Source organism: Rheinheimera tilapiae (genome assembly GCF_042432165.1).
Lineage (GTDB): Bacteria > Pseudomonadota > Gammaproteobacteria > Enterobacterales > Alteromonadaceae > Pararheinheimera > Pararheinheimera tilapiae.
Genome location: NZ_JBHLXP010000004.1, coordinates 185,347 through 211,472 on the forward strand (window position 1 = coordinate 185,347; position 26,126 = coordinate 211,472).

Here is a 26,126-nt window from a genome sequence, read left to right on the forward strand (position 1 = left end):
CAATTATCGGAGTGAAACTATGCAAATCGTCATTATCGGTGCCAGCGGATTTATCGGCAGTGCGTTAACTGCAGAGGCCTTACAGCGTGGTCATCAGGTTCGGGCTTTGGTACGTGATACCAGTAAACTGGCCGTGTTACAGCAACAATATCCACAGCAACTGCAAGTAGTCAGTGTTGACGTACTCGACAGTCGGGCGCTGCTGCCATGGTTGCAGCAGCAACCTTTAGTGATCAGTGCGTTCAGTGGTCATAGCGATGCAGACGTGTCCGGTTACTACCAGCGTGGTTTTGCCAGCATTCTGCAAGCCGTCAAACAAAGTGCGGTTGAGCGTTTTCTGTTGGTTGGTGGCGCGGCATCTTTGCAGTTACCGGATGGCAGCAAGTTGCTGGACAGCCCGAATTTCCCAGCGGCCTATCGCGGTACTGCTGAAGGCGCTTATGCCGCCTTACAACAATTACGCAGTGAAACCGGTTTGGCCTGGAGTTATTTGTCGCCAGCAGCAGAGATTTTCCCGGGCGCTGCCAGCGGTCAGTTCCGTCTGGGTGGCGATATGCTGCTGACCGATGCAGAAGGCCGCAGCCGGATTTCGACGGGGGATTATGCTGTGGCAATGCTCAATGAGGCTGAGCAGCCGGTGCATACAGGGCAGCGGTTTAGTATTGCGTACTAATCGCTGATCTGACCTCCCGACACCGGAAAACGCAGAATGGATCCAATCTGCTAGGATAAGAGTATTGTGTTCCCTTTATCCTCGTGTATCGCTTGCCAGCGGTCTCTGCGTTTTCCGGAGTTTTTATGCAATATAATTTTCGTACCGAAGCCTTTCAGATTGCTAATTATGTTAATGCCGGACTGTTGGTACTGAGTCTGGTCTTCAGTTTTATTTTTGGCAGCTGGTTGCCCACGTTGCTAATTGGCTTGCCCGCAGCCCTGATCCCCTGGTTTTTATTAAATTCGCTCGGTGATCAGCAGTTAACTCGGATCTCTTATGGCATCAGTTACATGCTGTTTGCCGCGCTGCAAATCCATTTATCGCAAGGCATGCTGGAAATGCACTTTGGCATTTTCGTATTGCTGGCCATTCTGATCGCATTTCGGGATTATCTGGTGGTGCTCAGCGCCGCCGGGTTTATTGCGGTCCATCATTTGTTATTTATGTGGCTGCAGGCGGGTGGCAGCGCGGTTTTTGTCTTGCCGCCGGCTGAACTGAGCCTGGAAATTGTCTTAATTCATGCCGCTTATGTGGTCGCGGAAAGTGTAGTGCTGGTGCTTATTTGCCGCAACAGTTTGAAAGAGGCGCAACAGGCTGAGTTTTTTCTGCAAACCACCGAGAAAATGGTCGATGCTAACGGTCGCATCTGGCTGCACAGCGGCAAACCTGAGATCGAAACCCGGCTGACCCGGAATTTCAGCAACGTGATGACTACTTTGCAGGATACGGTGAAAACCATTAATTCTGCTGTCAGTACCCTGACCAAAGAGACCGAAACTCTGGTCTACGAAGGCAGTACTTTATCTAATCGGATTAGCAATAAATTACAGGAAGTGGAGCGGATTGCGACTGCGACGGAACAAATGTCGATGTCGATCCAGGAACTGGGCGAATCTGCCCGCGAGGTATTAGTGCTGGCGCAGGATTCGTCAGTGGCATCCAACGACGGGAAAATCGTCGTGGATAAGACGATTAGCAATATCAACAACTTGTCTGGCACGCTGGAACAAACCAAGGTCAAAGTAAATGGCATGGCCAGCTCAACGTCGGAGATTAAAGGCGTGTTGGATGTGATCCAGTCCATCGCCGAACAAACCAATTTATTGGCGTTAAATGCCGCGATTGAAGCAGCGCGCGCCGGTGAGCAGGGCCGTGGTTTTGCTGTCGTCGCTGACGAAGTACGGAATCTGGCCTCGAAAACCCACAAGTCGACCGACGAAATCAAGCAAATGATTGCACGACTCGTGCAAAGTAGTAACGAATCAGTATCTGCAGTCGAACAATCGTTGCAACAACTGCAGGCTACGGTCAGCACGGCCAGTGAAAGTCATCAGGTGCTAAGTGGCATTCAGCAGCGGGTGGAACAGGTTGTTGGGTCGGCGGATCTGATGTCGCGCACTTTAGAGCAACAAGGTCTCGCCAGCGCCGAGATCGCCCGTTCGACCGCCGAACTGATTACGCTGGCCAGTGAACAGCAGGTGCAAGGCGCCAAAGTGACTGAAATTGCCCATCATGTTGAAGCCATTACCGGGCAATTAAGTCAGCGGGCTGAACGTTTTGTCCACACCAGCTAAGCAGGGACTGATCGCGCTGTTGTTGTTGGGCTGGGCTGTGGCTTCGCTTGGCATACTGGCCTGGTTTGAACAGCAACATTTCGGCGTGTTTGACCCGGCCGGACAGCTACAGCAGCTCGATGCTGGTCACCGCTTGCCCGCTGGCAATGTGTTAATCGCGGTGATTGATCCCGATTGTTATTGTGCCCGCGCCGCGCGGGCACATCTGCAGCAGCTAAAACGCCAGCAGCCATCATTGCAACTGCAGGAACTCACACCGGCGCAGTGGCGCGCGCAAGGCCCGGCACTGCCGGCAACACCGCTGGTGTTGTGGTATCAGCAACAACAACTGCGGTACGCCGGACCGTTAGCGCAAGGCCCGATCTGCAGCAGCGACAACGACTTATTGCTGCCGTTGATACAGGGGAGGCAGCGGTTGGCCGGTGTCTGGCTGAATTCAGAGACCGTCGCTTGTCGGTGTCCGTCACAAGCCGGGTGAAAATTGCCATCGGCTGGCCATCATCACTCTGTTTTTCGTCACGCGACTGCGGCATGCTGACGGTCCTAACCAGAGCGCTAGCCCAAGGAGTGACCGATGCAAAACCCACAACTGAAATTATTTCATAACCCGCAAAGCCGTTCGGCTGGCGTACGGATCCTGCTGGAAGAGCTGGGTTTAGCGGCAGAATTTGAACTGGTCGATTTTAAAGCGCCGGAAAAAAGCCCTGCTCTGCTGGCCGCCAATCCACTGGGTAAAGTACCAACACTGATCGCCGACGGGGTCGTCGTGACTGAACAAGTCGCGATTTACCAGTTTCTTGCAGAATTAAAGCCGGAGGCGGGTTTAAGTCCGGCGGTTGGTGAGCCACTGCGGGGGTCTTATCTGCGGGCGCTGGCATTTTATGGCAGCAGTTTTGAGCCGGCGATGATCGACAAAGCGCTGAAGCGCGATGCCGGTCAGCGTGGCATGAGTCCGTATGGCGATGTGGCCGCAGTGGAGCAGTGGCTGCGATCGCAGTTAAGTGTTGGCCCCTGGTTCCTCGGCGAGCGCTTTACTGCAGTGGATTGTCTGTGGGGCACTGCGCTGGGCTGGATGACGCAGTTTGGTCTGCTTGAAGCGACCGCGGAAATTAGCGCGTATCTGCAACGATTTGCCGCCCGGCCTGCCGTACAACGCGCCCGCGCTTTAGATCAGGCGCTGCTTGCTGGCCAATAACGCCGGTTAACCCGACCATGCGCCGGTTGTTACAGCGCCGGCGCGTCGTACTGTTCTGGTTCGTCGCTGTAGACACAAACGTTCCAGTCTGCAGCGAGACCATCTTCAGCCAGACAATAGGTCTGGAAAAACTGCTGGATCTCAGCGCGCTGACAATGTGCTTCAAACGCCGCCATGTCGGCCCAGATCTCGTTAAAGACGATGGGAAAACCGGTGCCGGGGGCAAAATCGGAGCTGATCTGCCGTGTCACACGATATTGCAGACAGCCATCTTCCCGCAGGGTGTTGGGTTCTAAACCCTGTAATACGCGGAATAACTCAGCTGCTTTGCCAGCCTTTGGCTGGAATTGGGCGAGACAATAAACTTTTTTTGACATGAAGGGTTCCTTATCGGGACTAATCAATGCAGGCTGGTGCCCGAAAATTTGGGATAGACCAGGGGTCTGGGAAAAGCGGGGGAATTTACCATGAAGTTTGCTGATGTGATGCAACAATTCGCCACTGTTGCGGCCGATGAACGGGTGATTGATGTGCCGGCCCATTGGGGTCAGGGCCGCGCCGTCTTTGGTGGTATGGCGGCTGCGCTTGGCATGGCGCATCTGCAAGGCGCCATCCCGGCAGATATTCCGCTGCGCTCCGTCTCGGTGTCTTTTGTCGCGCCGCTGAACAGTGGGGAAGCGACGGTGCGCCGGCAGATTTTACGGCAGGGCAAATCAGTGGTGCAGGCGCAGGTAGAGATCGTGCAACAAGGCCAGGTCGCATTGGTCGCACTGGCTAGCTTTGGCGCGCCACGTCAGTCGGCCCTACAGGTAGCGGCGCCGCGCGCGCCTGAGTGGCAAACGCCCGGGATCCGCTTGCCTGACAGCGACATGGCGCCGGAATTTACCCGGCATTTTGATTATCAGATCCAACAAGGCAATGCCCCGTTTAGTGGTGGCAAAAGCCGTACCCTCGGTGGCCAGATCCGCTTACGTGGTGAAGCTCAGTCGCAAGTTGGTGTGCCGGAACTGCTGGCGCTGGTCGACGCCTGGCCACCGGTAAGTCTTGGCTTGATGCAAGGACCAGCGCCGGCCAGTTCGCTGACCTGGACACTGGAATTATTGCCACAAACCCAAACATTTAGCGGCAGTGACTGGTGGAGCTATCTTGCCAATATCGAGCATGGCGCCGACGGTTATCACCATATCGAGGCCAAATGCTGGGCACCGGATGGCTCATTGATGGCGATCAGCCGGCAGACAGTGACGGTGTTCGCCTGAAAATCACGCCCTAAGTTGCTGAATTTGTTAAGCTGGGCAGCGTTTTTCATGGAGGAATATCATGACGCTGTTTGCATTTATCGCGCTGGCACTGGCGATGTTAACGCTCGGATCCAGAATCCGGCTTCCAGCCGGACTGCTGCCGCTTTGGTCTTTAGGGTTTGCCTTGCTGGCGTTAGGGCTGGCCTGGCAGGCCGGGCTGGTCTCACTCAGCGCCGCTGCTGTATTGTTGCTGCAAGCCGCGCTGGCGCTGTGGCTGATTCTTGGCAGCGCGCCGCGTTGGTTAAGTGGCGCCGGCTGGATGCTGCTGGTACTGCTTGCGCTGGCGATCGCATTGCACTGGTTGCCCGGCATTCAGAACCCATTATTAGTTGATGCGCAGCAACTCACGCCCGACGCCATTCCTTACACGCTTTACGCCAATTTTGACAAAGGCTGGGCCGGTTTTTGCCTGTTACTGGCTTTGTGGCCCAGCCAGCAACAAGGCGATTTGTGGCAGCGCTACCAGCGTGGTTTCTGGCCGGTATTGCCGCTGACGGTGATCGCGGCCTTGGGTCTGGCGCTGGGTTTTGGTCTGGTGCAGCCTGCGCCAAAGCTACCGGAATTTTGGCTCAGTTTTATCGCCTGTAACCTGCTGCTAACCTGCGTGGCCGAAGAAGCTTTGTTTCGCGGCCTGTTGCAACGGCCGCTGCGGGATGCTCTGAGCGGGCGAGGCGTTCGCGAAGGTGCTGCCGCCTGGCTGGCCATCGCCCTGATCAGCATATTGTTTGGTCTGGCCCATCTCGCGGGCGGCTGGGCTTATGCTTGTGTCGCGGCAGTCGCCAGTGTTGGTTACGGCTGGGCCTATCAGCGCAGTGGTCGGATTGAAGTGGCGGTACTGACCCATTTTGCCGTGAACTGGCTGCATTTTTCCCTGCTGACGTATCCGATGCTGCGCGAAGGCTAGAGCCTCAGGTATCATCGGACTTTTGCCGCGCTACTGACAGGGATCTTCCGGCTTATGCTTCGCATTCTGCACACCTCCGACTGGCATTTAGGCCAGTTTTTTATCGGTAAAAGCCGTGAAGCCGAGCATCGTGCTTTTTTTCGTTGGCTGTGTGACACCATAAAAACGCGGCAAATTGATGTGTTGCTGGTGGCCGGTGATATTTTTGATACCACCACTCCGCCCAGTTATGCCCGCGAGTTATACCACCAGCTGATCGTCGATCTGCAGCCGCTGGGTGTACAGCTGGTGGTGCTTGGCGGCAATCACGATTCGGTGGCTGTGCTGAAAGAAAGTGCGGAGCTGTTGCGTTGCCTCAATACCACTGTAGTACCAGGTTATGTCAGCGACCCGTCTCAGCATCTGCTGGTGCTGAAAAACCGTGAAGGTGCACCGGCGGCAGTGCTGGCGGCAGTGCCTTTTCTGCGGCCGCGGGATCTGTCGCAGCGCGATGATTTTCGTAGCAGCGCTGGTGTTGAAGCCGGTGAAAAACAGCTGCAATTACAACAACAAATCAGTGTGGTGTATCAGGAGCTGTATCAGGCGGCGCAAACACTTGCCACTGAGTTATCGCCCGACATGCCATTGCCGCTGCTCGCTACGGGTCATTTAACCACGGTCGGTGCCAGCAGCAGCGAGTCGGTGCGCGAGATTTATATCGGCACACTGGATGCCTTTGCTGCCAGCGGTTTTCCGCCTTTTGCCTATATTGCGCTGGGTCATATCCATCAGGCGCAAAAAGTCGGCGGGACCGAACATATCCGCTACAGCGGCTCGCCGCTGGCGCTCAGTTTTGACGAAGCGCGTCAGCAGAAATATTGCCTGGAAGTTACGCTGAATGTCGCAGATGTCACAGTCGAAGCGCTGCCGTTACCCTGTTTTCAGCCGCTGCTGTCGCTGAAATCGGATCTGGCCAGCCTGCCGGCTTTATTGGCGCCGGCCTTACAGAATTTATCCGATGGGCAGCGGCTGTGGCTGGAACTGGTGTTGACTGGCGACAGTGCTTTGTTATCCGATGTGCAAATCCAGCTGGAGCAGTTGCTGGCGGCGTTGCCGATCGACTTATTGCGCTTGCGCCGGCAGCGGCCGACCGATGTGGCCACTATCGCTGACAGTGGTCTGAGCCTGCAGGAACTGACGCCGGCCGATGTGTTTACCGCTCGTTTGGTGCAGGAAGATATCACGGCAGAGCTGCAGACGCGCCTGCAGCAGCTGCATCAGGAAGCGCTGGCACTGTTACAGCAAGCTGAACTGGCGGTAAGCACAACTGGAGAGTCGGTCTGATGCGCATCCTGTCAGTACGTTTACAAAATCTGAATTCGCTGCGTGGCGAGTGGCGCGTGGATTTTCGCGATCCGGCTTTTGCCCAAAGTAACCTGTTTGCCATCACCGGCCCGACCGGCGCCGGCAAAAGTACCCTGCTCGATGCCATTTGCCTGGCGCTGTATCATCAGACGCCACGCTTAAAAGTGTTGAGTCAGACCAGCAATGAGCTGATGAGCCGCCACACTGCTGAATGTATGGCCGAGGTGGAATTCTCCGTGCGCGATAAACAATACCGCGCCTTTTGGAGCCAGCGCCGGTCGCGCGGCGCTTTGGATGGCAACCTGCAGGCGGCAAAGGTCGAACTGGCGCGTGCCGACGGTGAGATCCTGACCGATAAATCCAATGAAAAACTCAAATTAACTGAACAGCTGACTGGCCTGGATTTTGCCCGGTTCACCCGCTCTATGTTGTTGTCGCAGGGCAATTTTGCTGCCTTTTTAAATGCCAGCGCCAATGAACGGGCTGAACTGTTAGAAGAGCTGACCGGCACTGAGATTTACGGCCAGTTATCGGTGCAGGTGTTTGAACAATGCCGCACGCTGAAACAGCAGCAGGAGATTTTACAGGCGCAGCTGCAAGGCATTGCGCTGTTATCTGCCGAACAGCTGGCGACGCTGGAAACCCAGCAACAACAGCTGCAGGCGGGCAGTCAGCAAAGTGCGCAGCGTCTCGAAACATTGCGGCAGGCGCAGCAGTGGCAACAGCAGCTGGCACAAAGCCAGGGACTGCAGCAAAGCGCTGCGGCACAGCTGGCCGCTGCAGATGCGCAAGCGGAAGCCGGCAAAGTAGGGCTGGCCAAGCTGGAGCTGCACCAACAGGTATTGCAGCTGCGGCCGGGTTATCAGCAGCTACTGCAACTGCGCGAGCAACGCACGCAGGCGGAACAGGAATTGGCTGGCAGCAACAGCGGGTTAGCGCAGCTGTACCCGTTATTCGCGGCCGGGCGGGCCTTGGGACTGGCCGATAGTGAGCAGCAATGCCAGATCCTGCAACAACAACTGCAGCATAGCGATACTGAGTTACAGCAACTGACATCACAGCTGAGCCAGCAACCGGATCCAACCGTGCTGGCGGCGCAGCTGGCGCAGCAACAGGCTGGATTCACCAGCTGGCAACAGCAGCAACAGCAACTGGACGCGCTGCGACAGCAGCAGCCTGCGCTGGAGCAGCAGCTTCAGGCTTGCATCATGCAGGCCGAGCAACACAAAACGACATTACCTGCCTTAGAGACGCAGCTGGCCAGCGCGCAGCAGCAGGCGCAGCAACTGGCCGCCGAGCTCGCGCTGCTGGCGCCTCAACAATTGCAGCAACAACTGAATCAGCTGCATCCGCAACTACAGCAGCTGCAAACTATCGCTCAGCAGGCCGCGCAGGGTTGGCAACTACAGCAGCAGCTGCATGCCTGCCAAACCGAACAAGCAGACTTACAGCAGCTTCGCAGCCAAAAACGTTTGCAGTACAAAGAGTTACAGGCCAGTCTCAGCGATAAAGAAACCATTCTGGCGCAGCAGCAACTGATTAAAGAACTCAGTGAATACCGGCAGGCGTTAAAAGCCGGTGAAGCCTGCCCGCTCTGTGGCAGCGCTGAACATCCGGCGGTCACGCATTATCAGCAGGTTGAGCCGTCCACGCAGCAGCAGCAAGTGCTTGCCCTGCGCCAGCAATTGGAACAACTGAGTAACGAAGGCGCAGCGCTGACGGCGCGGCTGGAGGCGTTGCAACACCAGCAGCAACAGGTGCAGCAACAGCTGAGCGAGCTGCAGGCCTGCCTGAGCGACGAGCAGCAACAATGGTTTGCCCAGGGGCAAAGTTCTGTGTTCGATGACGCGGTCGCGCAATTACGGCAACAGATCCAGGTGTTACAGCAACAGGCCAGCAGCGCACAACAGCTGCAGGCGCAGCAGCTCGTTAAGCAAACGGAAGTGCAACAGGCGCAGCAACAGCTGCAGCAGTTACAAGGCGCGCTGGAGTTACAACGCCAGCAGTACCGGACTCTGCAACAACAACAACAACAGCTGACGACGCAGGCCGAACAATTACAGAACAGTCAGCAAACGCTGTTACAGCAACTGGCCGGCGCACTGGGCTGTGCCGGCGAACAGGCCTTGCTGCAACAGGCGTTGCAACAAGGCGCCGCGCAACTGCAGTGGATCCGGCAGTTGCAACAGCAGCAGCAGCGGGCGCAACAGCAGCATCAGCAGATCCAGCAACAGCTGCAACAGGCGACGCAGCAGTGGACGGCCTGGCAACAACTCCAGGCCGTGATACTGCCAGAGCTGCCGTACAGCAGCGAACCACCGCAGCCACAAAGCCTGCAGTTATGTCAGCAACAGGCGCAGCAGATCGAGCGGTTGCAAACCAGCGCCGCCCTGCAACAACAGCAGCTCAGTAAATGGCAGCAACAAAGCGCCGTGTTACAGCAGGACTGGCTTGCACAGGCGCAACAGGCTGGTGTTGCCAGCGAAATGGCGTATCTGATGGCACAACTCAGCGACTCGCAAAAAGTCGAACTGGAAACGCAGCAACAGCAGATCCAGCAGGCGCGCACCGAGGCCAGCGCTTTATTACAACAAGCGCAACAGCAGGAACAACAGCTACGTGCTGCAGAGCCGGCAGATGCCGCGCACGCCGATCTGGCGACTGTGATCACCGCAGCCACCGAAGCGCAACAACAGCAGCTGCAGCAATTGGGCGAGCTGAATCAGCAACTGAAACAGCAACAGGAACTGGCGCAGCAACAGGCCGGCTTATATCAACAAATTCAGGCGCAGCAAGCGCTGTACCAGGACTGGCAACAGCTGAACAGCCTGATTGGTTCGGCTGACGGCGCTAAATACCGCCGGTTTGCCCAGGGCCTGACGCTGGCGCAGTTGGTGCAATTGGCGAACCGGCAGTTGCAACAACTACACAGCCGCTACCAGCTGGCGCGTAAAGCCGACAGCGAACTGGAGCTGCAAGTGCTGGATAGCTGGCAGGCCGATAGTGCACGCGACACTAAAACTTTGTCCGGTGGTGAGAGTTTTCTGGTCAGTCTGGCATTAGCGCTGGCTTTGTCGGAACTGGTAAGTCACAAAACCCGGCTGGAGTCGTTATTCCTCGATGAAGGCTTTGGCACTTTAGATCCGGATACGCTGGAAAGTGCGCTGGCGGCGCTCGATCAATTGCAATCCGGTGGCAAAATGATTGGCATCATCAGTCATGTCGAAGCGTTGAAAGAGCGCATTCCGGTGCAGATTAAAGTGCATAAACAAGCGGGGGCCGGCTGGAGTACGCTGGAATTGCCACAGGTCTGGTGATCGCCAGACCTGCCGGGATTATTCCTGAAAACGATTCTGGTATCGCAGCCGCCAGATCAGCAAACCACACAGACACAAGATAAAGGCGGACGGATACAAAAACTCATTGTCGAAACGGAAAAACAAGAAGGTCCCAGTGCCGAAATACAAAAAGGGCTGCAGTTCGTACAGCCAGAATGGCATGTGGAACAACCCATCCCCACCAGATTTGTGATTCAGCCGACGCCGTTCCGCCCGCATAATCCAAACTAAGGCGCCGGCATTGATCAACAACACGCCAGCCCAGGCGCCAATCGGGTGTGGTAACAAGGCAAAACAGGCGACACCGGACGCCAGATACAGGTAGGGCAAACTTTCATAAAGCTGTGACGGCAACATCTGAATACCTCAAGGACAGCGGGAAACTTCCTGTCTTGTACTGCAATTAGCCATAAAAGTAAAATCTATTAACAAATGAATCTTATTTGCAACTTGCAAAAGCACGACAGCGGCCATAAATAAGCGGTAGTGATGAATTCTTCAGACTACAAAGGATTATAAGATGTTGAAACAACTCCTTGCCTCTGCCGGTATCGGCGCGTGCAAAATTGATACGCAGCTGGCCAATAATCAGTGTGTACCGGGTGGCAGCCTCAGTGGTCAGATCCTGATCCAGGGCGGCGCGGTCGCGCAGCAAATCAATGGCTTTAGTCTGGCACTGATGACCCGCGTCAAAGTGAAAACCGACAACGGCGAGCATTATCAGAATTTTAGTCTGCAGCGTTTTCGCCTGAGTGAAGCGATGCTGGTCGAAGCCGGTGCCCGGCACCAGTTGCCGTTTGAGTTACGCCTGAGTGCCGAACTGCCGGTGACGCATCTGCCGAATCATACGGTCGGGAAAGTCTGGTTGTGTACCGAGGCCGATATTACGATGGCGCTGGACCCGTCGGACAACGATTTATTGCGCATCGACGCCTCGCCTTTAGTGCTCAATTGCATCAGTGCCATGCTGGAACTGGGTTATCAGCTGCAAAAAGTCGATGTGGAAAAAGGTTATTTGCAGGTCCCGGGCAAGCGCAGCCAGAGTGGCTGCTATCAGGAATTTGAATTTCGGCCACGGCAGTGGTTGTCTGGAATTAAAGAAGTCGAATTGTCTTTTATTCCGGATGGCGCCGACACCTTATTGCTGGTTGAAGTCGACCGCAGTTTCCGCGGCGACAGCTACCGTACGGTGCGGTTATCGCCACAAGCAACTAGCGCGCAGGTTCAGCAAGCGCTGCGCGGCATTCTCGGTTAAGGCAGTCAGCGGTTTTTTTGCGTTGCAGACGCCGCTCCGGCGGCGTTTGTTGATCCCAAGCCCGCAGTGTTCAACCCTTGCACAGCGCCGAATTCACCGGTACAACTAACAGCATGTTTTTAATCTGAGCCTGTGGGAAGACTGATGAGACTTGTGCTGCTGTTGCTTCTGCTGTCGCCAGCCCTCGGCAGTGCCAACGACTTTGTGCTGACGCCATTGATTTGCGTGCAGCAGAAATACCACAGTTGTGCGATCCAGCTGAAAGTACGCTGGCAACAGGCCGGGCCGGCCTGCTTGTATTTGCCACCACAGACCGAACCATTGTTATGCGGGCCCGCCGGAGTCCAGCAAGACCTGGCGCTGCAACTAACAAAAGACAGCCGTTTTGAGTTGCGTACGGCTGACAGCCAGCAAGTATTAGCCCAGCGCACGATTAAAGTGCTGACTATCGATTTTAATGCCGGCGATAAACTTCTCAAACGCAGCCGCTGGGGCACGCAATGAGCCGCCAACATATTTTGCTGGTCGAAGATGATCAGGAATTGGCGCGGCTGGTGATGGATTATCTGCACAGTGAAGACTACACAGTGGTTAGCTGCAGCAATACGCTCAAAGCGAAAAAGCTGTTAGCCACTCAGGGTTTTGACCTGATGATTTGCGACGTGATGTTACCGGGTAGCAGCGGGTTTGAGCTGGTACAGCAAATTCGCAGTCAGTTTAAAGGGCCGATTTTGTTTATGACGGCGCAAACGACAGTCACGGCACAATTGCATGGCCTTGAACTCGGCGCTCAGGACTATCTGCTAAAACCAATAGATCCCCGTTTATTACTGGCGAAGATCCGCGTTTTTCTGCCATTACCGCAGCAACAGCAGGTCGCTAACCCACTGCTGCAACAAGACAATCTGCGCATCGATAAATTGTCCGGCCATGTCAGCCTTGCCGGGCAACCGTTGAACCTGACCAATGCTGAACTGCAATTACTGATCACTTTGCTGGAACATTTTCCGCTGGCAGTGTGCCGCGAACGGCTGTTTCGCGAACAGCTGAACCGGGAATACGACGGCACCGATCGGACCATTGACGGCCGGGCTTCGCGCCTGCGCAAAAAACTACAGGCGGTCGACGCACGCTGGAATATCCGCAATGTCTGGGGCCAGGGTTATAGCATCAGTGTCAACGCCGAAGGAGACGCTGGATGAGCGCAACCTTATTGCGGTTTTACATCGGCGTGGTGCTGATGGTCTTACTGTTGTTTTTCAGCCTGAACCAGCTCTATAACTGGGTCTATCAGGGCGACGACATGACCGTCGCCGCGCGGACTATGCTGCATAACGTCTATCAGCACAGTCAGGCCGAACATCAACTGAATTGCCGCCTGAGTATCAACGATGATTGTGCCGGTAGCCTCTATGTTGTGATCCCAAAAGACCTGTGGCAACCACAGCCCGGCGTCAGTTATGGCATTGAAGTGCTGCGCGATGGCGACGGCAATGCCTCAATGTGCGCGGAAATGAGCAATGGCGATTTGATGTGTCTCAGCCAGCTGAATCTGCCGCAAGGTGCGGATTTCACCATTGATTTGGTTCACGTGTTTTTAGTGTTGCTGCTGTTGGCGTTGTTTTGGTTCAGTCGCAATGTGTTTAAGGATGTAGAAACCTTGCGGGTCAGCGCTTTACAGGAGATCAAACAGGGGCGCCTGCCTGACTTCCGCTTGAGTACCCATTCTTATCTGCAACCTTTGGCGCGCTCGTTAACGCGAATGAATCAGACCATTACGAACCTGAACCAGCTGCAGCGCGAAATGGCCGATACGGTTTGTCACGACATCAAAACGCCGTTGGCGCGGCTGCGTTTTATCATGTTGGGGCTGGAACGGCAGATGAACGACGGTCAGTACGCGCAGGTGCAACGCAATCTGCAGGAAATTGAAGACAATGTGTATGACTATCTGCGGCTGGCGCAACAGGATTTTCGTGCTGATCTGGAGCTGAGCCAGGTTCGGCTGAGCGCAGTGTTGCCGGAGTTATTGGAGAAATTCCGCGCCAATACCGAACACGAACTGACCCTGCACGGTGACAGCGATTTGACGATTCAGGCCGACGCCAAGCTATTGTGCCGGGCTCTGTCTAACCTGCTGAGTAATGCTCTGCGTCATTGTCAGCATCAGGTTCGGATCGATTTAAGCCTGGACGGTCAAGACTGTCGCATTGATATCAGTGACGATGGTGCCGGCTGGCATCGTGATGTACAGCGCGATGACCTGGTGCCGCATCATGGGATTGGTCTGGCGATAGTGCGCCGGGTCGCGCATCAGCATGGTGGTGAACTACTGCAATTAGAGCGGCCTGGTGGTGGCGCCATCGCCCGGCTGCAATTGCCGGTGGGGAATGCTGATACTGGTGCGGCGGCAGTGGCTACGCCATAATAGCGGGTTTTATAGTCCGTCTGGGGCGTATCACAGGATACCCCGGCAGGAGACAAAGTTGTTTAGGATCCCTCTGACTCAATTCGCCGCGGCTTGTCTGTGGTGCTGCCTGCTGCTGACACCGGTGGATGTAATGGCTGCGGCAAAACCGGCAGTGCAGACTGTGTATTACGGGGGTAATCAGCGTCAGGATTATTACGTTGAATTATTGCAACTGGCGTTGAGTTACCCGGGTAATCACGACTATCAGTTAAAAGCTTCAGGTCTGCATCTGCCAAAACAACGTGCCTTTGATCTGATGAATGCGCACGGTGGTATTGATGTACTGTTTGGTAGTGTGAGCCAAGAGCGCCTGCGGCAATACCGCGGCATTCCTTTCTCAATATTAAAAGGCTACAACGGTTGGCGGGTTGCACTGATCCACCGGCAAACGCCGGATATCTTGCGAGGGATCCACAGCAAGCAACACCTGAGCCGGCTCACGGCCGGTCAGTTTCTGACCTGGAGTGACACGCAGATCCTGCGTAGGAATGGCCTGAAAGTCGACACCAGCACCGATGGGAATGGTCTGTACGGCATGCTGGAGCGCGGCCGCATCGATTATTTTCCGCTGTCAGTGTTAGAGGTTGCCTATGAGCTCAGTATTCACCAGAACCCACAACTGATGATTGATCCGCACCTGCTGATTATCTATCCGTCGGCGACCTGGTTCTACGTCGCCAAAGATAACAAAGCACTGGCTGACGTGTTGCTGCAAGGCCTGCAACAAGCTGAACAGGATGGCAGTTTCGATAAGCTGTTCCAGCGCTATTTCGGCGACGCATTACAGCAATTGCAGCTGGAAAAACGTACCCGCATTATGCTGGAAAATCCGTTGCTACCAGCGCAAGTGAAGATTAAATAACCAGTAGCGGACCCCCACACCGGATAGTTGATAGTCTCAGGTTCTGATCGCATAAAAAGGTTTTATCGCTGCAGCAAAACCTTTGGTATGCGCAACCTGAAGCGCATCAATGTCATAACGCCAGTTGGCCTCAACGACCCAGACCATGTCTGCACTGACAGCAACATCCCAGCCAATAGTTTTCAGGAAAGGCATAGTTTTGTGAGCGGTAAAGACGGTCGCCAGCACTTCCTGCCAGCGCGGTAACATAAAGTTTTGCAAGGTGACACCGGTCCGCGGGTGCAGGCTGATTTCTGCCATCACAGGCCAGCCTTTGTTGCAGACACATTTCGTCGACAATAACCGTCCTTCCTGGACGTCCACAGCGGCAATCAGATTGCCGCTACTGCCGTGACAGAAGCTGTCTGTTTGATTGTTGCCGTTGATGATCCGGAAAAAAGAACCAATAGCGCGGATCTCCCCTTGCTCCATTGCTGTGACCACCCGGATGGTCGAGAGGTGGGGTGAACCTGTGAGTTGTCGGATACTGGGGTGATTGACCAGTTGTGGCTGCACAATCAGAGGAATACCGCTGCGGACCCGCTGAAATACCTGATGCGCAAAACTTTGTATTCTACTGCGCCCTTGCGCGGTGATTACTGCATCGCCGTGACGGACAAAGGCAAACGCATGCTGGCCATGGGAGCCACGTTGTGGCTTGACGAAGTACTGGCCATCCGGCAGAAACTGGCAAAGTTGGTCTGCAGAATGTAGCTGAGGTGTGCCTTGTTGCTGTTCGCTGTCCGGGGCGCACAGCAGACAAGTGAGCTGTGGAGTCGGCAACTGATGTTGCCAGCAATGCTGATAAAACGCGTGTTTGTCGTCGGCTAACTGGCGCCCGTACGCAGAAGCCTGACTGGCTAAAATGCGTTTAAAAGGTTCATTCTGTAAAAATTGTGACCACTCACGCAGAGCAACACGAGGCAATTGATAAATCGTAAAATCACGGGCGCCGAGCCCATATTTCAACCGGCAATAGACGGGGGCTACAATCAACCACAGCTCGCTGATACTGCGGATTTGGCTGCAGGCATAGCAGGTTGCCTGGATATAATCGCTTAACACACAGATCCATTTGTTGCTCATCAGACACTTCCTTGTTCTGGTTATTTATTGACCAAACCTCAGTGTAGCTAAAACAGAGAAATTGGCGAATATCGATGAGCCCCCGGACTTCTACCGGTTCAGGATGTTGCACGCAGGTTATTTGGTCACGCGTGCAGATGACAAATGTCACGCCTATCCGCTGACAAGCCGCATTGTTGCCAAGGTCGGTGCTGAGTTAAGCTGCAGTCCATGGTAAGACATAGCCGCAATCTCTGGAGGCAACAATGTCGGTGCAATTGGATGGCAAGTGGAGCTGGGTGTACCTGATAAACCTGGTGTTTTATCTGGTGCCGTTATTTTATCTGCCGCTGGCGCCCTGGCAGATTGCGGTGTCGGTGGCGGTGTTGCTGGTATTTGTCTGGTGTTATTTCTGGGCGTACCGGGTGCCGACCCGGCAGATGCATTGGCCGGTACTGGCGATGCTGACGTTGTCGGTCGGTGTGACGCCACTGAATCCCGGCAGTATTTCGTTATTTGCTTATATCGGTTTTTTCCTCGGTTTTGCCTGGCCGTTGCGTCAGGCAATTGCTGCGGTGACTGCGGTGCTGCTGATCATGGTGGCACTGAATAGTTGGCAGGGTTTTAAAGGACCATATTTCTTACTTTATGGCGGTTTGTTGCTGGTCGGGGTCGCCAGTTTTGGTTTACTGGAGCGGCAACGCCAAATTCGTTTACGCCAGCAGCAGCGTAGTCAGGAAGAGATCACGCAGCTGGCACAAATGGTTGAACGCGAGCGCATCGCCCGCGATTTACATGACATCATGGGCCACAGTTTGTCCAGTATTGTACTCAAAGCCGACCTGGCAAAGGCCTTGCTCAAAGCTGGTAAAGCTGAGGATGCGGCTTTGCACCTGACCGAACTGGCGCAAGTGGCGCGCGATTCTTTGTCACAGGTGCGCCAGACCGTTTCCGGTTATAAACATAAGGGATTGCTGGCTGAAGTCAGCAATCTGGCGCAGCGCCTGCGTGAGCATGGATTTGCTGTGACGCTGGACGGTGAAGTGCCAAAACTGGCGGCGCGGGAAGAGTCGGCGCTGATCCTGGTGCTGACCGAGCTGGTCACCAATATCCTGCGCCACAGTAAAGGCGATAGTTGCCGCATCAGTTTTCGCGAACAGGATGGCGGCTGGCTGATGGAAGTGGCCGACAACGGCGAAGTGAAAAGCTTTGGTTTTGGCAATGGCCTGACTGGCGTCACCGAGCGGCTGAACGCCTTGCAGGCAAAACTGGATTATCAACTGGATGCCGGCTGTAAGTTACAGATTTGGCTGCCAAAAGGAACTGAACATGCGAATTTTACTGGCTGAAGATCAGGCGATGGTGCGCGGTGCGCTGGCGTCGTTATTACGCTTGTCCAGCAGCCATGAGCTGGTGGAAGCCGCCGATGGCGACAGTGCGCTAAAGTTACTGAAAACGGAACATTTTGATGTGTTGCTGACCGACATCGAAATGCCGGGTCGCAGCGGGCTGGAACTGGCCGCCTGGTTGCAGCAACAACAAAGTAAAATCAAAGTGATAGTGATCACCACTTTTGGCCGCAGCGGCTATGTACGGCGCGCGCTGGATTGTGGTGTCAGTGGCTTTTTACTCAAAGACGCGCCGGTCGACGATTTACTGGCTGCCATCGATAAAGTACTGGCCGGCAAGCGGGTGATCGACAGCGAACTGGCACTGCTGGCGCTGGGGGAACAGGATCCGCTCAGCGACAAAGAGCGCCGCGCGCTGCGTCTGGCCGGCGAAGGCAAATCCACCGCCGAAATTGCCACGCTATTATTTATCGCCGAAGGCACGGTGCGTAATTATTTGTCCGAAGCAATGGCCAAACTGAACGCAGTAAACCGGGTCGAAGCGGCGCGGATTGCGCAGCAAAAAGGCTGGCTCTGAGATTTTCAAGCACCTGACAACGTGTTAACTTCAGGTTAAATTCACCGCGAGGGGCGCGTTATGTTGTTGTCACCGGTATCTGTTGTCGCCGCCAGTCTGTTCAGCGGACTGGCCGTCAGTCCGCATCAATCAGTCGCACAGCTGGCGCAATTCCAGCAGCTCAGCCATGACAACGCGATGCAGGTACGCTTTGCCAGCCCGGAGCAGGCACGGCTGGCCGCGATCAGCTTGCACGATGCGCTGCTGGCCGGTCGCTGGCAGGACAGCATGCTGATCCTGCAACTGGATGCGCAGGCACAAGCCCGGTTGGCACCGCATGCGGTATCGATCACGCCGGCATATGTCTGGCAGCAACAACAAAACGCCATCCAGCCGCAGGTCTTAGCAGACAGCGCCAATACAATCCCCGGTTATCCCTGTTATGCCACAGTCGAAGAAACCTACAACCAGGCTGCACAGCTGGTGCGGGATTATCCCGATTATGCCAGCTGGCAGAAGATCGGCAGCGGCTGGGCGCAAACGAAAACGGCCAACGGCTACGACCTGTATGTACTGAAGCTCAGCAACCGCAAAGCTGGTCCGGTTAACAAAGCCAAGTTGTTGGTCAACAGCGCCATTCATGCGCGCGAATATGCCACGGCGGCGCTGACAATGGCCTTTGCCAAAGACTTACTCAGCAAAGCTGGCAGCGATGCCGATGTGGACTGGATGCTGCAACAAAATGAAATCCATCTGGTGCTGCAGACCAACCCGGAAGGCCGCAAGATTGCCGAAACAGGTGTGTCCTGGCGCAAAAATATCAATAACACTTCTTGTAGCAGCACTTATGGTGTTGATCTGAACCGGAACTTCAGTTTTGGCTGGTTCAGTATTCCGAACGGCAGCAGCGCGAACAGTTGTGATTTGACCTATCGTAGCGCGAAAGCCGGGTCCGAGCCGGAAGTACAGGCGCTGGAGGCTTATGCCCGCAGTCTGTATCCGGATAAACGCGGGCCGGCGCGTACCGATGCAGCCCCAGCGGACACAGCCGGCATCCATCTCGATATCCATAGTTATAGTGAACTGGTGTTGTGGCCCTGGGGCGACACAGAAACACCTGCGCCCAACGGTACGGCGTTAAAGGCACTTGGTCACCGGCTGGCTTGGTTTAACGGTTACGTGCCGACCCAGTCGATTGGCCTGTACCCAACCGATGGCACCAGTGATGGCGTCAGTTACGGTGAACTGGGCGTGGCCGCGATCACTTTTGAGATTGGCACCGCGTTTTTTGAAAGCTGCGCTAACTACGAAGCAAACGTGCTGCCGGACAATCTGCGTGCCTTGTATTACGCGCTGCGGGTCAATACTGCGCCTTATTTGCTGCCGGCCGGCCCAGATCTGACGCAGCTGAGCCTGAATACCACGGCGGGCAAGATCCCGCGTAATCAGTTGCTGCAGCTCAAAGCGGTGGCCCGTGACAATCAGTCAAGCGGTTTGAGTGGCGGTGTGGCCAGTCAGCTGATCAGCCAGGTTGAAATGACGCTGGATCAATGGCCGGAAGTGGCCGGTGCGAATACTGTGTCGATTGATGCTGCCGACGGTAAGTACGACAGCGTCAGTGAAAGCATTAACCATTTGCTGGATCTGACCAACCTCAGTGAAGGCCGGCATACGCTGTACCTGCGCGCCAAAGACAGTGCCGGCAATGCCGGGCCTGTGTATGCGCAGTATTTTACTGTGACCGCGCCAGTGGAACTAGTATTGCCGGAGCCGGATTTCAGCGTCGAGTGCCAGTTCCTGCGTTGCCAGTTCCGCAACACGACGCTGCGCGATGCCGCAGTGCCGCTGCAGTTCAGCTGGCTGTTTAGTCCAACGGCCAGCAGCAACGACACCAATCCGGTGTTTACCTTTCCGGCGCCGGGCAGTTATACACCTGCATTGACAGTGCAAGCGGACATCCAACCTCCACCACCGGCAAAATCACGCAGTAAAACGCTGCAGGTTTATGCTGAACCTGTGATGGAACTGACCCACAGTTGTCAGGCACTGAGCTGTAGCCTGAATGCGGCTGCCAGCAGCGCCAACGGCGCGATCAGCAGTGTGCAATGGACAGTGAATAACCAGACGCTGAGCGGTAACAGTGTCAGCGTGACATTCAGTGCGGCCGGCACTTATCCGGTGGTGGCGCTGGCGACTGACAGTGCCGGGCAGAAAGTGCAGAAGACAATCAATATCAGTGTGACAGCCCCTGTGGTCGTCACACCGGCAGAACCGCAGGCCAGTCAGTCCTCCGGTGGAAGTCTTGGCCTGACTCTGCTGAGCTTATTGGCATGGTGCGGCTGGCAACGCCGGCGCTGAGCCGTTGGCGGATATCCATCTGATGTTGTTCAGGACACCAGATGGATATTTGTTTTGCTTTGTTGTTGTTCCAGTAAAGCCTGAAACTTATCGGCCGGGATCGGTGGGCTACAGAAATAGCCCTGATACTGATCACAACGTTGTTGTTTCAGAAATTCCAGTTGCTGCGCGGTTTCTACGCCTTCCGCCAGCACTTTAAAGCCCAGTGAATGGGCGATACCGATGATGGCCGTAGCGATCGCCATATCGTCTTTGCTGTGCGGAATATCGTCGATAAACTTTTTATCGATCTTTAATACGTCCAGCGGGAAGCGTTTTAGATAAGCCAGCGAGGAATAACCAGTGCCGAAGTCGTCGATCGCCAGCCGGATCCCGAGGCCGCGCAGCTCGTCCAGCACCTGCACCACCGTCTCCTGATTTTCCATCAACGCGCTTTCGGTCAGTTCCAGCTCCAGACAACGCGGTGGGAAGCCGGTGTCATTCAGCACCTGCGTGACTTGTTTACGCATATCAAAACGTTTGAATTGGGCGGGCGACACGTTGACGGCCAATGTCAATTTCGGCAGACCGGCTTCCAGCCATTGTTGACCTTGCCGGCAGGTCTCAGTCAGCACAAACTCACCAATCTCATTGATCAGCCCACAGGCTTCGGCGATTGGAATAAAACGCATCGGCGAAATCATACCTTGTTCCGGGTCAAACCAGCGCACCAGCGCTTCAGCACCCATGATCCGGCCGCTGAGAATATCCACTTGTGGCTGATAAAATACGCGTAAATGACCGGCCTTGATCGCCTTACGCAGTTGCGCTTCTACAGTTAGCCGATCGCGCGCCGCCAGTGTGTAAGCATCTGAATAGAAAGTAAAAGTGTTGCGACCTGCCGCTTTGGCTTTATACAGCGCTGCATCAGCGCCCTGGAGCAATACCGTGGTGTTATCGCCATGGTCCGGGAATACCGCGATGCCAATGCTGGCACCGAGTGTGATCTCCACCTCGTCGCTGAGGTTCCATGGCGCGCCCATATGCTGGATCAGTTTATTGGCAACTACTGCCGCGTCTTCGGCCTGTAGTAATGAGGTCAGTAAAATGGCAAATTCGTCGCCACCCAGCCGGGCCACTACATCGATATCCCGTACTTTCTGTTTCAATCGGCTGGCCACTTGCAACAGCAATTCGTCACCATAACGATGACCGTACGAATCGTTGACGTCTTTAAAGTGGTCCAGATCCAGCACTAACACCGCACAAAACAGCTGATCCCGCCGTGCCGTTTTCAGTGCCTGCTCGACCAGCTGCAGGAACAGCTGCCGGTTGGGTAAATGCGTCAGTTCATCATGTTCGCTGAGGAACATCATTTCCGCTTCAGTGGCGCGGATCTCAGATAAGTCGGTGAAAACGGCGGCGTAATGGCTGATTTGCTGGGTTTCATTAAACACTGCACTGATGCTGAGCTGTACCGGCAATACGCTACCGTCTTTGTGTTTATTAAAAACTTCGCCTTGCCAATAGTTTTGCTCGCGCAGTTGTTGCCACATTTGCTGATAAAATTCGTCGCTGTGTTGTCCTGAACGCAAAATGGCTGGTTTTTGGCCTACCAGTTCAGTATCGCTGTAGCCAAATAACCGGACCAGAGCCGGGTTCACTGAGATAATCACTTCATCAATGTCGGTGATTAGAATGCCTTCACGGCTGCTGTTAAATACAGCATCAGCCAGGCGCAAATTGGCTTCCTGTTGTTTTCGTACCGATAAGTCGATATCCATACAGAAGATTTGCGACGGCCTGCCCGGCAGCTGCACCACGGCATGGCCAGAGAATACCTGCACCGGTTCGCCGCCTTTGCGTTGCAACATCAGCTCACCAGCAGGTAATGGCACACCGGATTCAGCCATTGCTCTGACCGCCGCGCTGACATCCTGCCGCATTGGTGTGGGAATAATCAGATCAAGCAAACTTTTACCCAGCGCTTCTTCTTTGCTGTAGCCGTATAACACTTCACTGGCTTTGTTCCAGTAAAAGGTGGTGCCATCGGCCTCATACCCCTGAACTGAAATCTCCGGCGTATTATCCAGCAGCGTGCGAAAGCGTAATTCGCTTTCAATCCAGTGTTGCTCCGCCTGCTTTTGCATCGTGATATCTTCGAGCTCCAACAAGACATGGGTGACCTGATCTTTGCGGTCGACGATGGCATATAACGAACTTTCCAGCCAAAGTGCAGTATTGTCCGCTAACAGGCGTTGATCTTGTCGGCTGACTTTCTGATGGCCAGCTTTTAACTGTGGTAAGACGCTGTCTAGCCATTCTTGCTGGTCGTCAGGCAGAATGTCTTTGAGTGGCGGCAACTCATCCAATAACGCGGCCGGGATACAGCTAAGTTTGATAAAGCGTTGATTAAAATATTGGATTTCACCATTTATCCCGCAGATCACAACGCCAACCGGGCTTTGCTCAATCGCTTTGGAAAACAGTTCAAGCCGGGCTTTGGCGTCACTGCGTTCCACCAGAAACGCTGCCAGACTGGCGGTAAACTGGATTAAATCGCGCTCTTCCGGGGTTGGGTCACGTTTTTCTGCCAGATAAATGCCAAAAGTCCCCAGCAACTGACGTTGTGTATCAAAGAATGGCGTGGACCAGCACGCCTGTAACCAGTCATAAGGCGCGATCAGATCCTGAAAATTCAGCCATAACATATCGTTATGTACGTCGGCTACATACACAGGCTGGCCAGTGGCAGCTGCAGTGCCACAGGAACCGTTGCCATAGCGGATCGGTAGTCCATCTACTTTGTTATTGTATTCCGCCGGCAGGCTGGGGCCAGCGGCTACCCGCATCACTTGGTTGGGTAAATCGGCCAATAAAATCGAGCCGCGCAAATGCGGCAGTTGTTGTTCGATAAATTTCACCAGTTCAGTCAGGAGATCTGGCAGTGCCGCATCGTCCAGCAAACGGTGCAGCAAATAACTCTGCGCCTGTTGTTTCATTTGCTGTTGTTTGCGCTCGCGGATGTTCTGCCAGCAAATGACCAGCACAGTGCCGTCCTGTGAACGTGGTACCGGGATCGCCCGATATGCTGTCGGTAGGGTGTCCCCCTGCAGATTGATAAACAAATCGGCTTCGCCGCTGATTTGTTGGGGTTGTTCCAGCGCTTTATAGATCTCGCGCCACAGCGCCAGCGCAGCTTTTTGCTTGCTGACCAGTGTTTGCAGCGGCAAGCCAATCAGTTGGCTGATATTGGCGTAACCGAGCTGCTGCTGAGCCGCCTGATTCACAAAGGTGATTTCAGCATTGCGATTGACGCCGATAATCGCATCACCTGTAGCATCCAGTAGCAACTGCACTTGCGCCATACTGGCCTGCAGTGCCATCAGTGCCTGTTTTCGTGCATTAATATCTTCGACCACTGAGACGAAATAACACTGTTGTGGATCCGGGCTGCGATGAAAGGATACCGATAAATGAGCCCAGATAAACAAACCATCACGCCGCCGATAGCGCTTTTCCATCTCAAAGCTTTCACGTTCACCCCGAACCAGCGCATCACATAGCTGTAAATCGTCAGCCAGATCGTCGGGATGGGTCAGATCTTGAAAAGTACTGCCAGCCAGATCGGCCGGTTCGTATTGCAGCATTTGAGCAAAACGTTGATTAACTTGAATAAAATGGCCAGAAACGGCCACATGCGCCAGACCTACCGCGGCTTCGTCGAAGGTACTGGCCAGTTTTTGCTGCACCTGCTTGGCGAATAGGGCTTTTGCACGGACTTGCCAGAACAAGACCAGTGGCAGCAGGATAGCGAATAGTGGTAACAACCATCCCAGCGTTTGGTGCAGTGCTGCGGCCTGTGCGGCCGATAGATAGCCGGCGCTGAAAGCAGGATCCTGGCTGAACCACCACAGGCCTGCCACAGCCAGATAAATAATTAACATCAGTAAAAGCGCTGACTCAAAACGGCGGTTTGCACGATCGGCTTGTGTTGCTGAATATGCCATCAGTGGTCTTCCCTGTCATTGCTACCCACACAGCATCCGGATGGGGCTGTGCCAATACATTGTTCCGGCACCGAATGCTGGATCTGGCTGGAAAGGTCTATTGATGAAGCATAGCCGAAGCACGTCTTTCGGCAAATCAGGGACGGCAAGACGCCAATAGCCGGCGTCTTGCCTTGATAAAAAGCGAACAGATGTTTAGAAGGAATATACCAGCGTCAACGAAGTCTGCGTGTCGGTATTCTTTTTACCGACCGGGACTTCGGAGTCATGCATCACGGTAAACGCCGCTTTCATTTGCATGCTGCCGTTGATCCGGGCACTGACTGAAGTTTCTGACTGGGTTCTTTTGTTATCAGAACCGGCTTCAAGGCTCAGTAATTGGCGGAATGTAGCACTGTCAGAGATCACCCAGTCCAGACTGCCGGCAGTACGCACCAGTGCACCTTTTTCTGTGATATCACCGCTGGTTTTACCGGTGTAATAACCAGGACCGATCTCGGCATCAATACTGATGCCATCGCCTTGGTATAAACGGTCGCCATAACCGGCCGAGATCAGGCTGTACTTGGTGTAAGCGCCAAAGTCATCTTCAGTATGTGAGCCGAAAATAAACAGCTTGGCGTGGTCAGTATCGAGTTTGTAACCGGCTTTGCCCGACGCAAAATAACGTTCGGCTGATTTTTCACTGAAGCGGTTGCCGTTCACATCAGTTTTTTCATCTTCTTTAAAAAAGGCGCTGAGCACATATTCATTGCTCCATTGCACCATTTCTTGTTTGGCGTCGATTTTACCGGTCACCGAGGTGCCCTTGGTATTGCCGGACGTGGTGATCGCACCTAATTCAGCCGAAGTATTCCAGCCCAGTTTGGTGTCATCAGCCGCCTGAACGGACAGAGAGGTTGCTGCCAGCGCAGCCAGCATTAGCGGATATTTCATGCTTCATCCTTATGAGGTTTCATATGCAAAGACATTTGTGGAAAAGGAATTTCGATACCGGCGGCATCGAACTGTAATTTGATTTTTTCGAGCGAATCCCAGTACACCGCCCAATAGTCGGTGGCTTCGACCCAGGGCCGGACGATCAACTGGACCGAAGAGTCTGCCAACGCACCCACGGCAATCACAGCTGCCGGATCTTTGAGCACGCGGCTGTCGGCTTGCAGGATGTCATGCAGGATTTGTTTGGCAACCCGCAGATCTGAGTCGTAGCTGATGCTGATGGTCAGGTCGATCCGGCGGCGTTTTTCGGCGGAATAATTGATGATAGCCCCACCGGTAATTTGCGAATTTGGCACGATGATTTTTTTATTGTCACCGGTTTTAAAAATGGTCTGGAAAATATCAATGCGCTCTACTACGCCGCTGATGCCCGCTACTTCGACCAAATCACCGGATTTAAATGGCCGGAACACAATGATCAACACGCCAGAAGCAAAATTAGACAGCGACCCTTGCAGGGCCAGTGCCACTGCCAAACCGGCGGCACCGAGAATAGCGAGGAACGACGCAGTCTGAATGCCTAATTGCGACAAGGCCATCAGCGTAACTGCGATCAACCCCGCCGCGTAAACAATACTGGATAAAAACGATACGACAGCACGGTCGACATGGCGGAGCAGCAACGCTTTGCCGACCAGGCGCGATACACCAAGCGCCACCCAGCGACCAATATAAAAGATGACAATGGCGACCAGCAGTTTCAGACAGAAACCGATGATCAAATCCTGATTCTTCTGCAGAAAAGTTAAACTCTGCGTAATTACCTGCACTTCTTGTTGCATAACTGCATCCTCATGAGGGTCTGTCACGGCG

22 protein-coding genes are annotated in these 26,126 nt (G+C 54.4%); 16 read left to right on the top strand and 6 right to left on the bottom strand.

The genetic code is table 11. The annotated features are described in order from the left end of the window. The first annotated feature begins 19 nt into the window (after positions 1-19). From ACFFJP_RS15710 to ACFFJP_RS15725, 4 genes are all read left to right on the top strand, one after another. Entirely contained in the window at positions 20-673 is a 654-nt protein-coding gene (locus tag ACFFJP_RS15710; protein WP_377246182.1) for an NAD(P)-dependent oxidoreductase, read from the top strand. Between the two features lie 125 nt (positions 674-798). Beyond that, on the top strand, positions 799-2,289 hold the full coding sequence (locus ACFFJP_RS15715) for a methyl-accepting chemotaxis protein (RefSeq protein ID WP_377246185.1): 1,491 nt from the start codon (positions 799-801) through the stop codon (positions 2,287-2,289). Beyond that, the gene (locus ACFFJP_RS15720; protein ID WP_377246188.1) at positions 2,273-2,767 is read left to right on the top strand and encodes a DUF6436 domain-containing protein; all 495 of its coding nucleotides are present in this window, start codon (positions 2,273-2,275) and stop codon (positions 2,765-2,767) included. The genes ACFFJP_RS15715 and ACFFJP_RS15720 overlap by 17 nt, the downstream gene beginning before the upstream one ends. A 96-nt stretch (positions 2,768-2,863) precedes the next feature. Further along, the gene (locus ACFFJP_RS15725; protein ID WP_377246191.1) at positions 2,864-3,484 is read left to right on the top strand and encodes a glutathione S-transferase family protein; all 621 of its coding nucleotides are present in this window, start codon (positions 2,864-2,866) and stop codon (positions 3,482-3,484) included. A 29-nt stretch (positions 3,485-3,513) separates the two neighbouring features. On the opposite strand, the gene ACFFJP_RS15730 is transcribed toward ACFFJP_RS15725, so the two are convergent. Further along, positions 3,514-3,861 carry a putative quinol monooxygenase gene (locus tag ACFFJP_RS15730; RefSeq protein WP_377246194.1) on the bottom strand — a complete coding sequence of 116 codons (348 nt, stop codon included), beginning with the start codon at positions 3,859-3,861 and terminating at the stop codon, positions 3,514-3,516. Positions 3,862-3,951: 90 nt separating this feature from the next. Between ACFFJP_RS15730 and ACFFJP_RS15735 the strand changes: the two genes are divergently transcribed. The 4 genes from ACFFJP_RS15735 to sbcC all read left to right on the top strand — a co-directional run bounded on the left by ACFFJP_RS15735 (position 3,952) and on the right by sbcC (position 10,350). Next, complete coding sequence (locus ACFFJP_RS15735; protein ID WP_377246197.1) at positions 3,952-4,743, top strand: acyl-CoA thioesterase; 792 nt, start codon at positions 3,952-3,954, stop codon at positions 4,741-4,743. 61 nt (positions 4,744-4,804) lie between these two features. Then, the gene (locus tag ACFFJP_RS15740; RefSeq protein WP_377246200.1) at positions 4,805-5,689 is read left to right on the top strand and encodes a CPBP family intramembrane glutamic endopeptidase; all 885 of its coding nucleotides are present in this window, start codon (positions 4,805-4,807) and stop codon (positions 5,687-5,689) included. A 54-nt stretch (positions 5,690-5,743) separates the two neighbouring features. After that, on the top strand, positions 5,744-7,012 hold the full coding sequence (gene sbcD / locus ACFFJP_RS15745; protein WP_377246203.1) for an exonuclease subunit SbcD: 1,269 nt from the start codon (positions 5,744-5,746) through the stop codon (positions 7,010-7,012). After that, positions 7,012-10,350 (top strand): exonuclease subunit SbcC, encoded by a 3,339-nt coding sequence (sbcC, locus tag ACFFJP_RS15750; RefSeq protein ID WP_377246206.1) that lies wholly within the window; start codon positions 7,012-7,014, stop codon positions 10,348-10,350. The genes sbcD and sbcC overlap by 1 nt, the downstream gene beginning before the upstream one ends. Before the next feature lie 18 nt (positions 10,351-10,368). On the opposite strand, the gene ACFFJP_RS15755 is transcribed toward sbcC, so the two are convergent. Continuing rightward, positions 10,369-10,728 (bottom strand): hypothetical protein, encoded by a 360-nt coding sequence (locus ACFFJP_RS15755; protein WP_377246209.1) that lies wholly within the window; start codon positions 10,726-10,728, stop codon positions 10,369-10,371. Positions 10,729-10,891: 163 nt separating this feature from the next. On the opposite strand from ACFFJP_RS15755, the gene ACFFJP_RS15760 reads away from it, so the two are divergent. The 5 genes from ACFFJP_RS15760 to ACFFJP_RS15780 all read left to right on the top strand — a co-directional run bounded on the left by ACFFJP_RS15760 (position 10,892) and on the right by ACFFJP_RS15780 (position 14,958). Next, positions 10,892-11,626 carry a sporulation protein gene (locus tag ACFFJP_RS15760; RefSeq protein WP_377246212.1) on the top strand — a complete coding sequence of 245 codons (735 nt, stop codon included), beginning with the start codon at positions 10,892-10,894 and terminating at the stop codon, positions 11,624-11,626. A gap of 144 nt (positions 11,627-11,770) precedes the next feature. After that, positions 11,771-12,130 (top strand): DUF3019 domain-containing protein, encoded by a 360-nt coding sequence (locus ACFFJP_RS15765; protein WP_377246215.1) that lies wholly within the window; start codon positions 11,771-11,773, stop codon positions 12,128-12,130. Then, positions 12,127-12,828 carry a response regulator transcription factor gene (locus tag ACFFJP_RS15770; protein ID WP_377246218.1) on the top strand — a complete coding sequence of 234 codons (702 nt, stop codon included), beginning with the start codon at positions 12,127-12,129 and terminating at the stop codon, positions 12,826-12,828. Before ACFFJP_RS15765 ends, ACFFJP_RS15770 begins: the two co-directional genes overlap by 4 nt. Further along, entirely contained in the window at positions 12,825-14,054 is a 1,230-nt protein-coding gene (locus ACFFJP_RS15775) for a sensor histidine kinase (RefSeq protein ID WP_377246221.1), read from the top strand. Before ACFFJP_RS15770 ends, ACFFJP_RS15775 begins: the two co-directional genes overlap by 4 nt. A 58-nt stretch (positions 14,055-14,112) precedes the next feature. After that, a complete protein-coding gene (locus ACFFJP_RS15780; RefSeq protein ID WP_377246224.1) occupies positions 14,113-14,958 on the top strand; it encodes a substrate-binding periplasmic protein in 846 nt (281 codons plus the stop codon). 36 nt (positions 14,959-14,994) lie between these two features. Here ACFFJP_RS15780 and ACFFJP_RS15785 read toward each other — a convergent pair whose 3' ends face one another. After that, positions 14,995-16,083 (bottom strand): sugar-transfer associated ATP-grasp domain-containing protein, encoded by a 1,089-nt coding sequence (locus ACFFJP_RS15785; protein WP_377246227.1) that lies wholly within the window; start codon positions 16,081-16,083, stop codon positions 14,995-14,997. A 245-nt stretch (positions 16,084-16,328) separates the two neighbouring features. On the opposite strand from ACFFJP_RS15785, the gene ACFFJP_RS15790 reads away from it, so the two are divergent. The 3 genes from ACFFJP_RS15790 to ACFFJP_RS15800 are packed head-to-tail and all read left to right on the top strand — an operon-like array spanning position 16,329 to position 20,325. Next, positions 16,329-17,411, top strand: coding sequence for a sensor histidine kinase (locus ACFFJP_RS15790; RefSeq protein WP_377246230.1), 1,083 nt, complete (start codon positions 16,329-16,331; stop codon positions 17,409-17,411). Further along, entirely contained in the window at positions 17,392-17,988 is a 597-nt protein-coding gene (locus ACFFJP_RS15795) for a response regulator (RefSeq protein ID WP_377246233.1), read from the top strand. Before ACFFJP_RS15790 ends, ACFFJP_RS15795 begins: the two co-directional genes overlap by 20 nt. Positions 17,989-18,048: 60 nt before the next feature. After that, positions 18,049-20,325, top strand: a complete 2,277-nt coding sequence (locus ACFFJP_RS15800) for a M14 family zinc carboxypeptidase (RefSeq protein WP_377246236.1) — start codon at positions 18,049-18,051, stop codon at positions 20,323-20,325. A gap of 29 nt (positions 20,326-20,354) precedes the next feature. On the opposite strand, the gene ACFFJP_RS15805 is transcribed toward ACFFJP_RS15800, so the two are convergent. From ACFFJP_RS15805 to ACFFJP_RS15815, 3 genes are all read right to left on the bottom strand, one after another. Then, positions 20,355-24,314 (bottom strand): PAS domain S-box protein, encoded by a 3,960-nt coding sequence (locus ACFFJP_RS15805; RefSeq protein WP_377246239.1) that lies wholly within the window; start codon positions 24,312-24,314, stop codon positions 20,355-20,357. A gap of 195 nt (positions 24,315-24,509) precedes the next feature. Beyond that, on the bottom strand, positions 24,510-25,250 hold the full coding sequence (locus ACFFJP_RS15810; protein WP_377246242.1) for a DUF481 domain-containing protein: 741 nt from the start codon (positions 25,248-25,250) through the stop codon (positions 24,510-24,512). Beyond that, positions 25,247-26,095 carry a mechanosensitive ion channel domain-containing protein gene (locus ACFFJP_RS15815; protein WP_377246245.1) on the bottom strand — a complete coding sequence of 283 codons (849 nt, stop codon included), beginning with the start codon at positions 26,093-26,095 and terminating at the stop codon, positions 25,247-25,249. Before ACFFJP_RS15815 ends, ACFFJP_RS15810 begins: the two co-directional genes overlap by 4 nt. Positions 26,096-26,126: the final 31 nt, after the last annotated feature.

Bases quoted from the DNA above. Each gene is read 5' to 3' on its own strand.
- ACFFJP_RS15760 (WP_377246212.1), top strand. From the start codon at position 10,892: ATGTTGAAACAACTCCTTGCCTCTGCCGGTATCGGCGCGTGCAAAATT.
- ACFFJP_RS15740 (WP_377246200.1), top strand. From the start codon at position 4,805: ATGACGCTGTTTGCATTTATCGCGCTGGCACTGGCGATGTTAACGCTC.
- ACFFJP_RS15790 (WP_377246230.1), top strand. From the start codon at position 16,329: ATGTCGGTGCAATTGGATGGCAAGTGGAGCTGGGTGTACCTGATAAAC.
- ACFFJP_RS15710 (WP_377246182.1), top strand. From the start codon at position 20: ATGCAAATCGTCATTATCGGTGCCAGCGGATTTATCGGCAGTGCGTTA.
- ACFFJP_RS15775 (WP_377246221.1), top strand. From the start codon at position 12,825: ATGAGCGCAACCTTATTGCGGTTTTACATCGGCGTGGTGCTGATGGTC.
- ACFFJP_RS15735 (WP_377246197.1), top strand. From the start codon at position 3,952: ATGAAGTTTGCTGATGTGATGCAACAATTCGCCACTGTTGCGGCCGAT.
- ACFFJP_RS15785 (WP_377246227.1), bottom strand. From the start codon at position 16,083: ATGAGCAACAAATGGATCTGTGTGTTAAGCGATTATATCCAGGCAACC.
- ACFFJP_RS15800 (WP_377246236.1), top strand. From the start codon at position 18,049: ATGTTGTTGTCACCGGTATCTGTTGTCGCCGCCAGTCTGTTCAGCGGA.
- ACFFJP_RS15730 (WP_377246194.1), bottom strand. From the start codon at position 3,861: ATGTCAAAAAAAGTTTATTGTCTCGCCCAATTCCAGCCAAAGGCTGGC.
- ACFFJP_RS15810 (WP_377246242.1), bottom strand. From the start codon at position 25,250: ATGAAATATCCGCTAATGCTGGCTGCGCTGGCAGCAACCTCTCTGTCC.
- ACFFJP_RS15765 (WP_377246215.1), top strand. From the start codon at position 11,771: ATGAGACTTGTGCTGCTGTTGCTTCTGCTGTCGCCAGCCCTCGGCAGT.
- ACFFJP_RS15815 (WP_377246245.1), bottom strand. From the start codon at position 26,095: ATGCAACAAGAAGTGCAGGTAATTACGCAGAGTTTAACTTTTCTGCAG.
- sbcC (WP_377246206.1), top strand. From the start codon at position 7,012: ATGCGCATCCTGTCAGTACGTTTACAAAATCTGAATTCGCTGCGTGGC.
- ACFFJP_RS15755 (WP_377246209.1), bottom strand. From the start codon at position 10,728: ATGTTGCCGTCACAGCTTTATGAAAGTTTGCCCTACCTGTATCTGGCG.
- ACFFJP_RS15795 (WP_377246233.1), top strand. From the start codon at position 17,392: ATGCGAATTTTACTGGCTGAAGATCAGGCGATGGTGCGCGGTGCGCTG.
- ACFFJP_RS15715 (WP_377246185.1), top strand. From the start codon at position 799: ATGCAATATAATTTTCGTACCGAAGCCTTTCAGATTGCTAATTATGTT.
- ACFFJP_RS15805 (WP_377246239.1), bottom strand. From the start codon at position 24,314: ATGGCATATTCAGCAACACAAGCCGATCGTGCAAACCGCCGTTTTGAG.
- sbcD (WP_377246203.1), top strand. From the start codon at position 5,744: ATGCTTCGCATTCTGCACACCTCCGACTGGCATTTAGGCCAGTTTTTT.
- ACFFJP_RS15770 (WP_377246218.1), top strand. From the start codon at position 12,127: ATGAGCCGCCAACATATTTTGCTGGTCGAAGATGATCAGGAATTGGCG.
- ACFFJP_RS15725 (WP_377246191.1), top strand. From the start codon at position 2,864: ATGCAAAACCCACAACTGAAATTATTTCATAACCCGCAAAGCCGTTCG.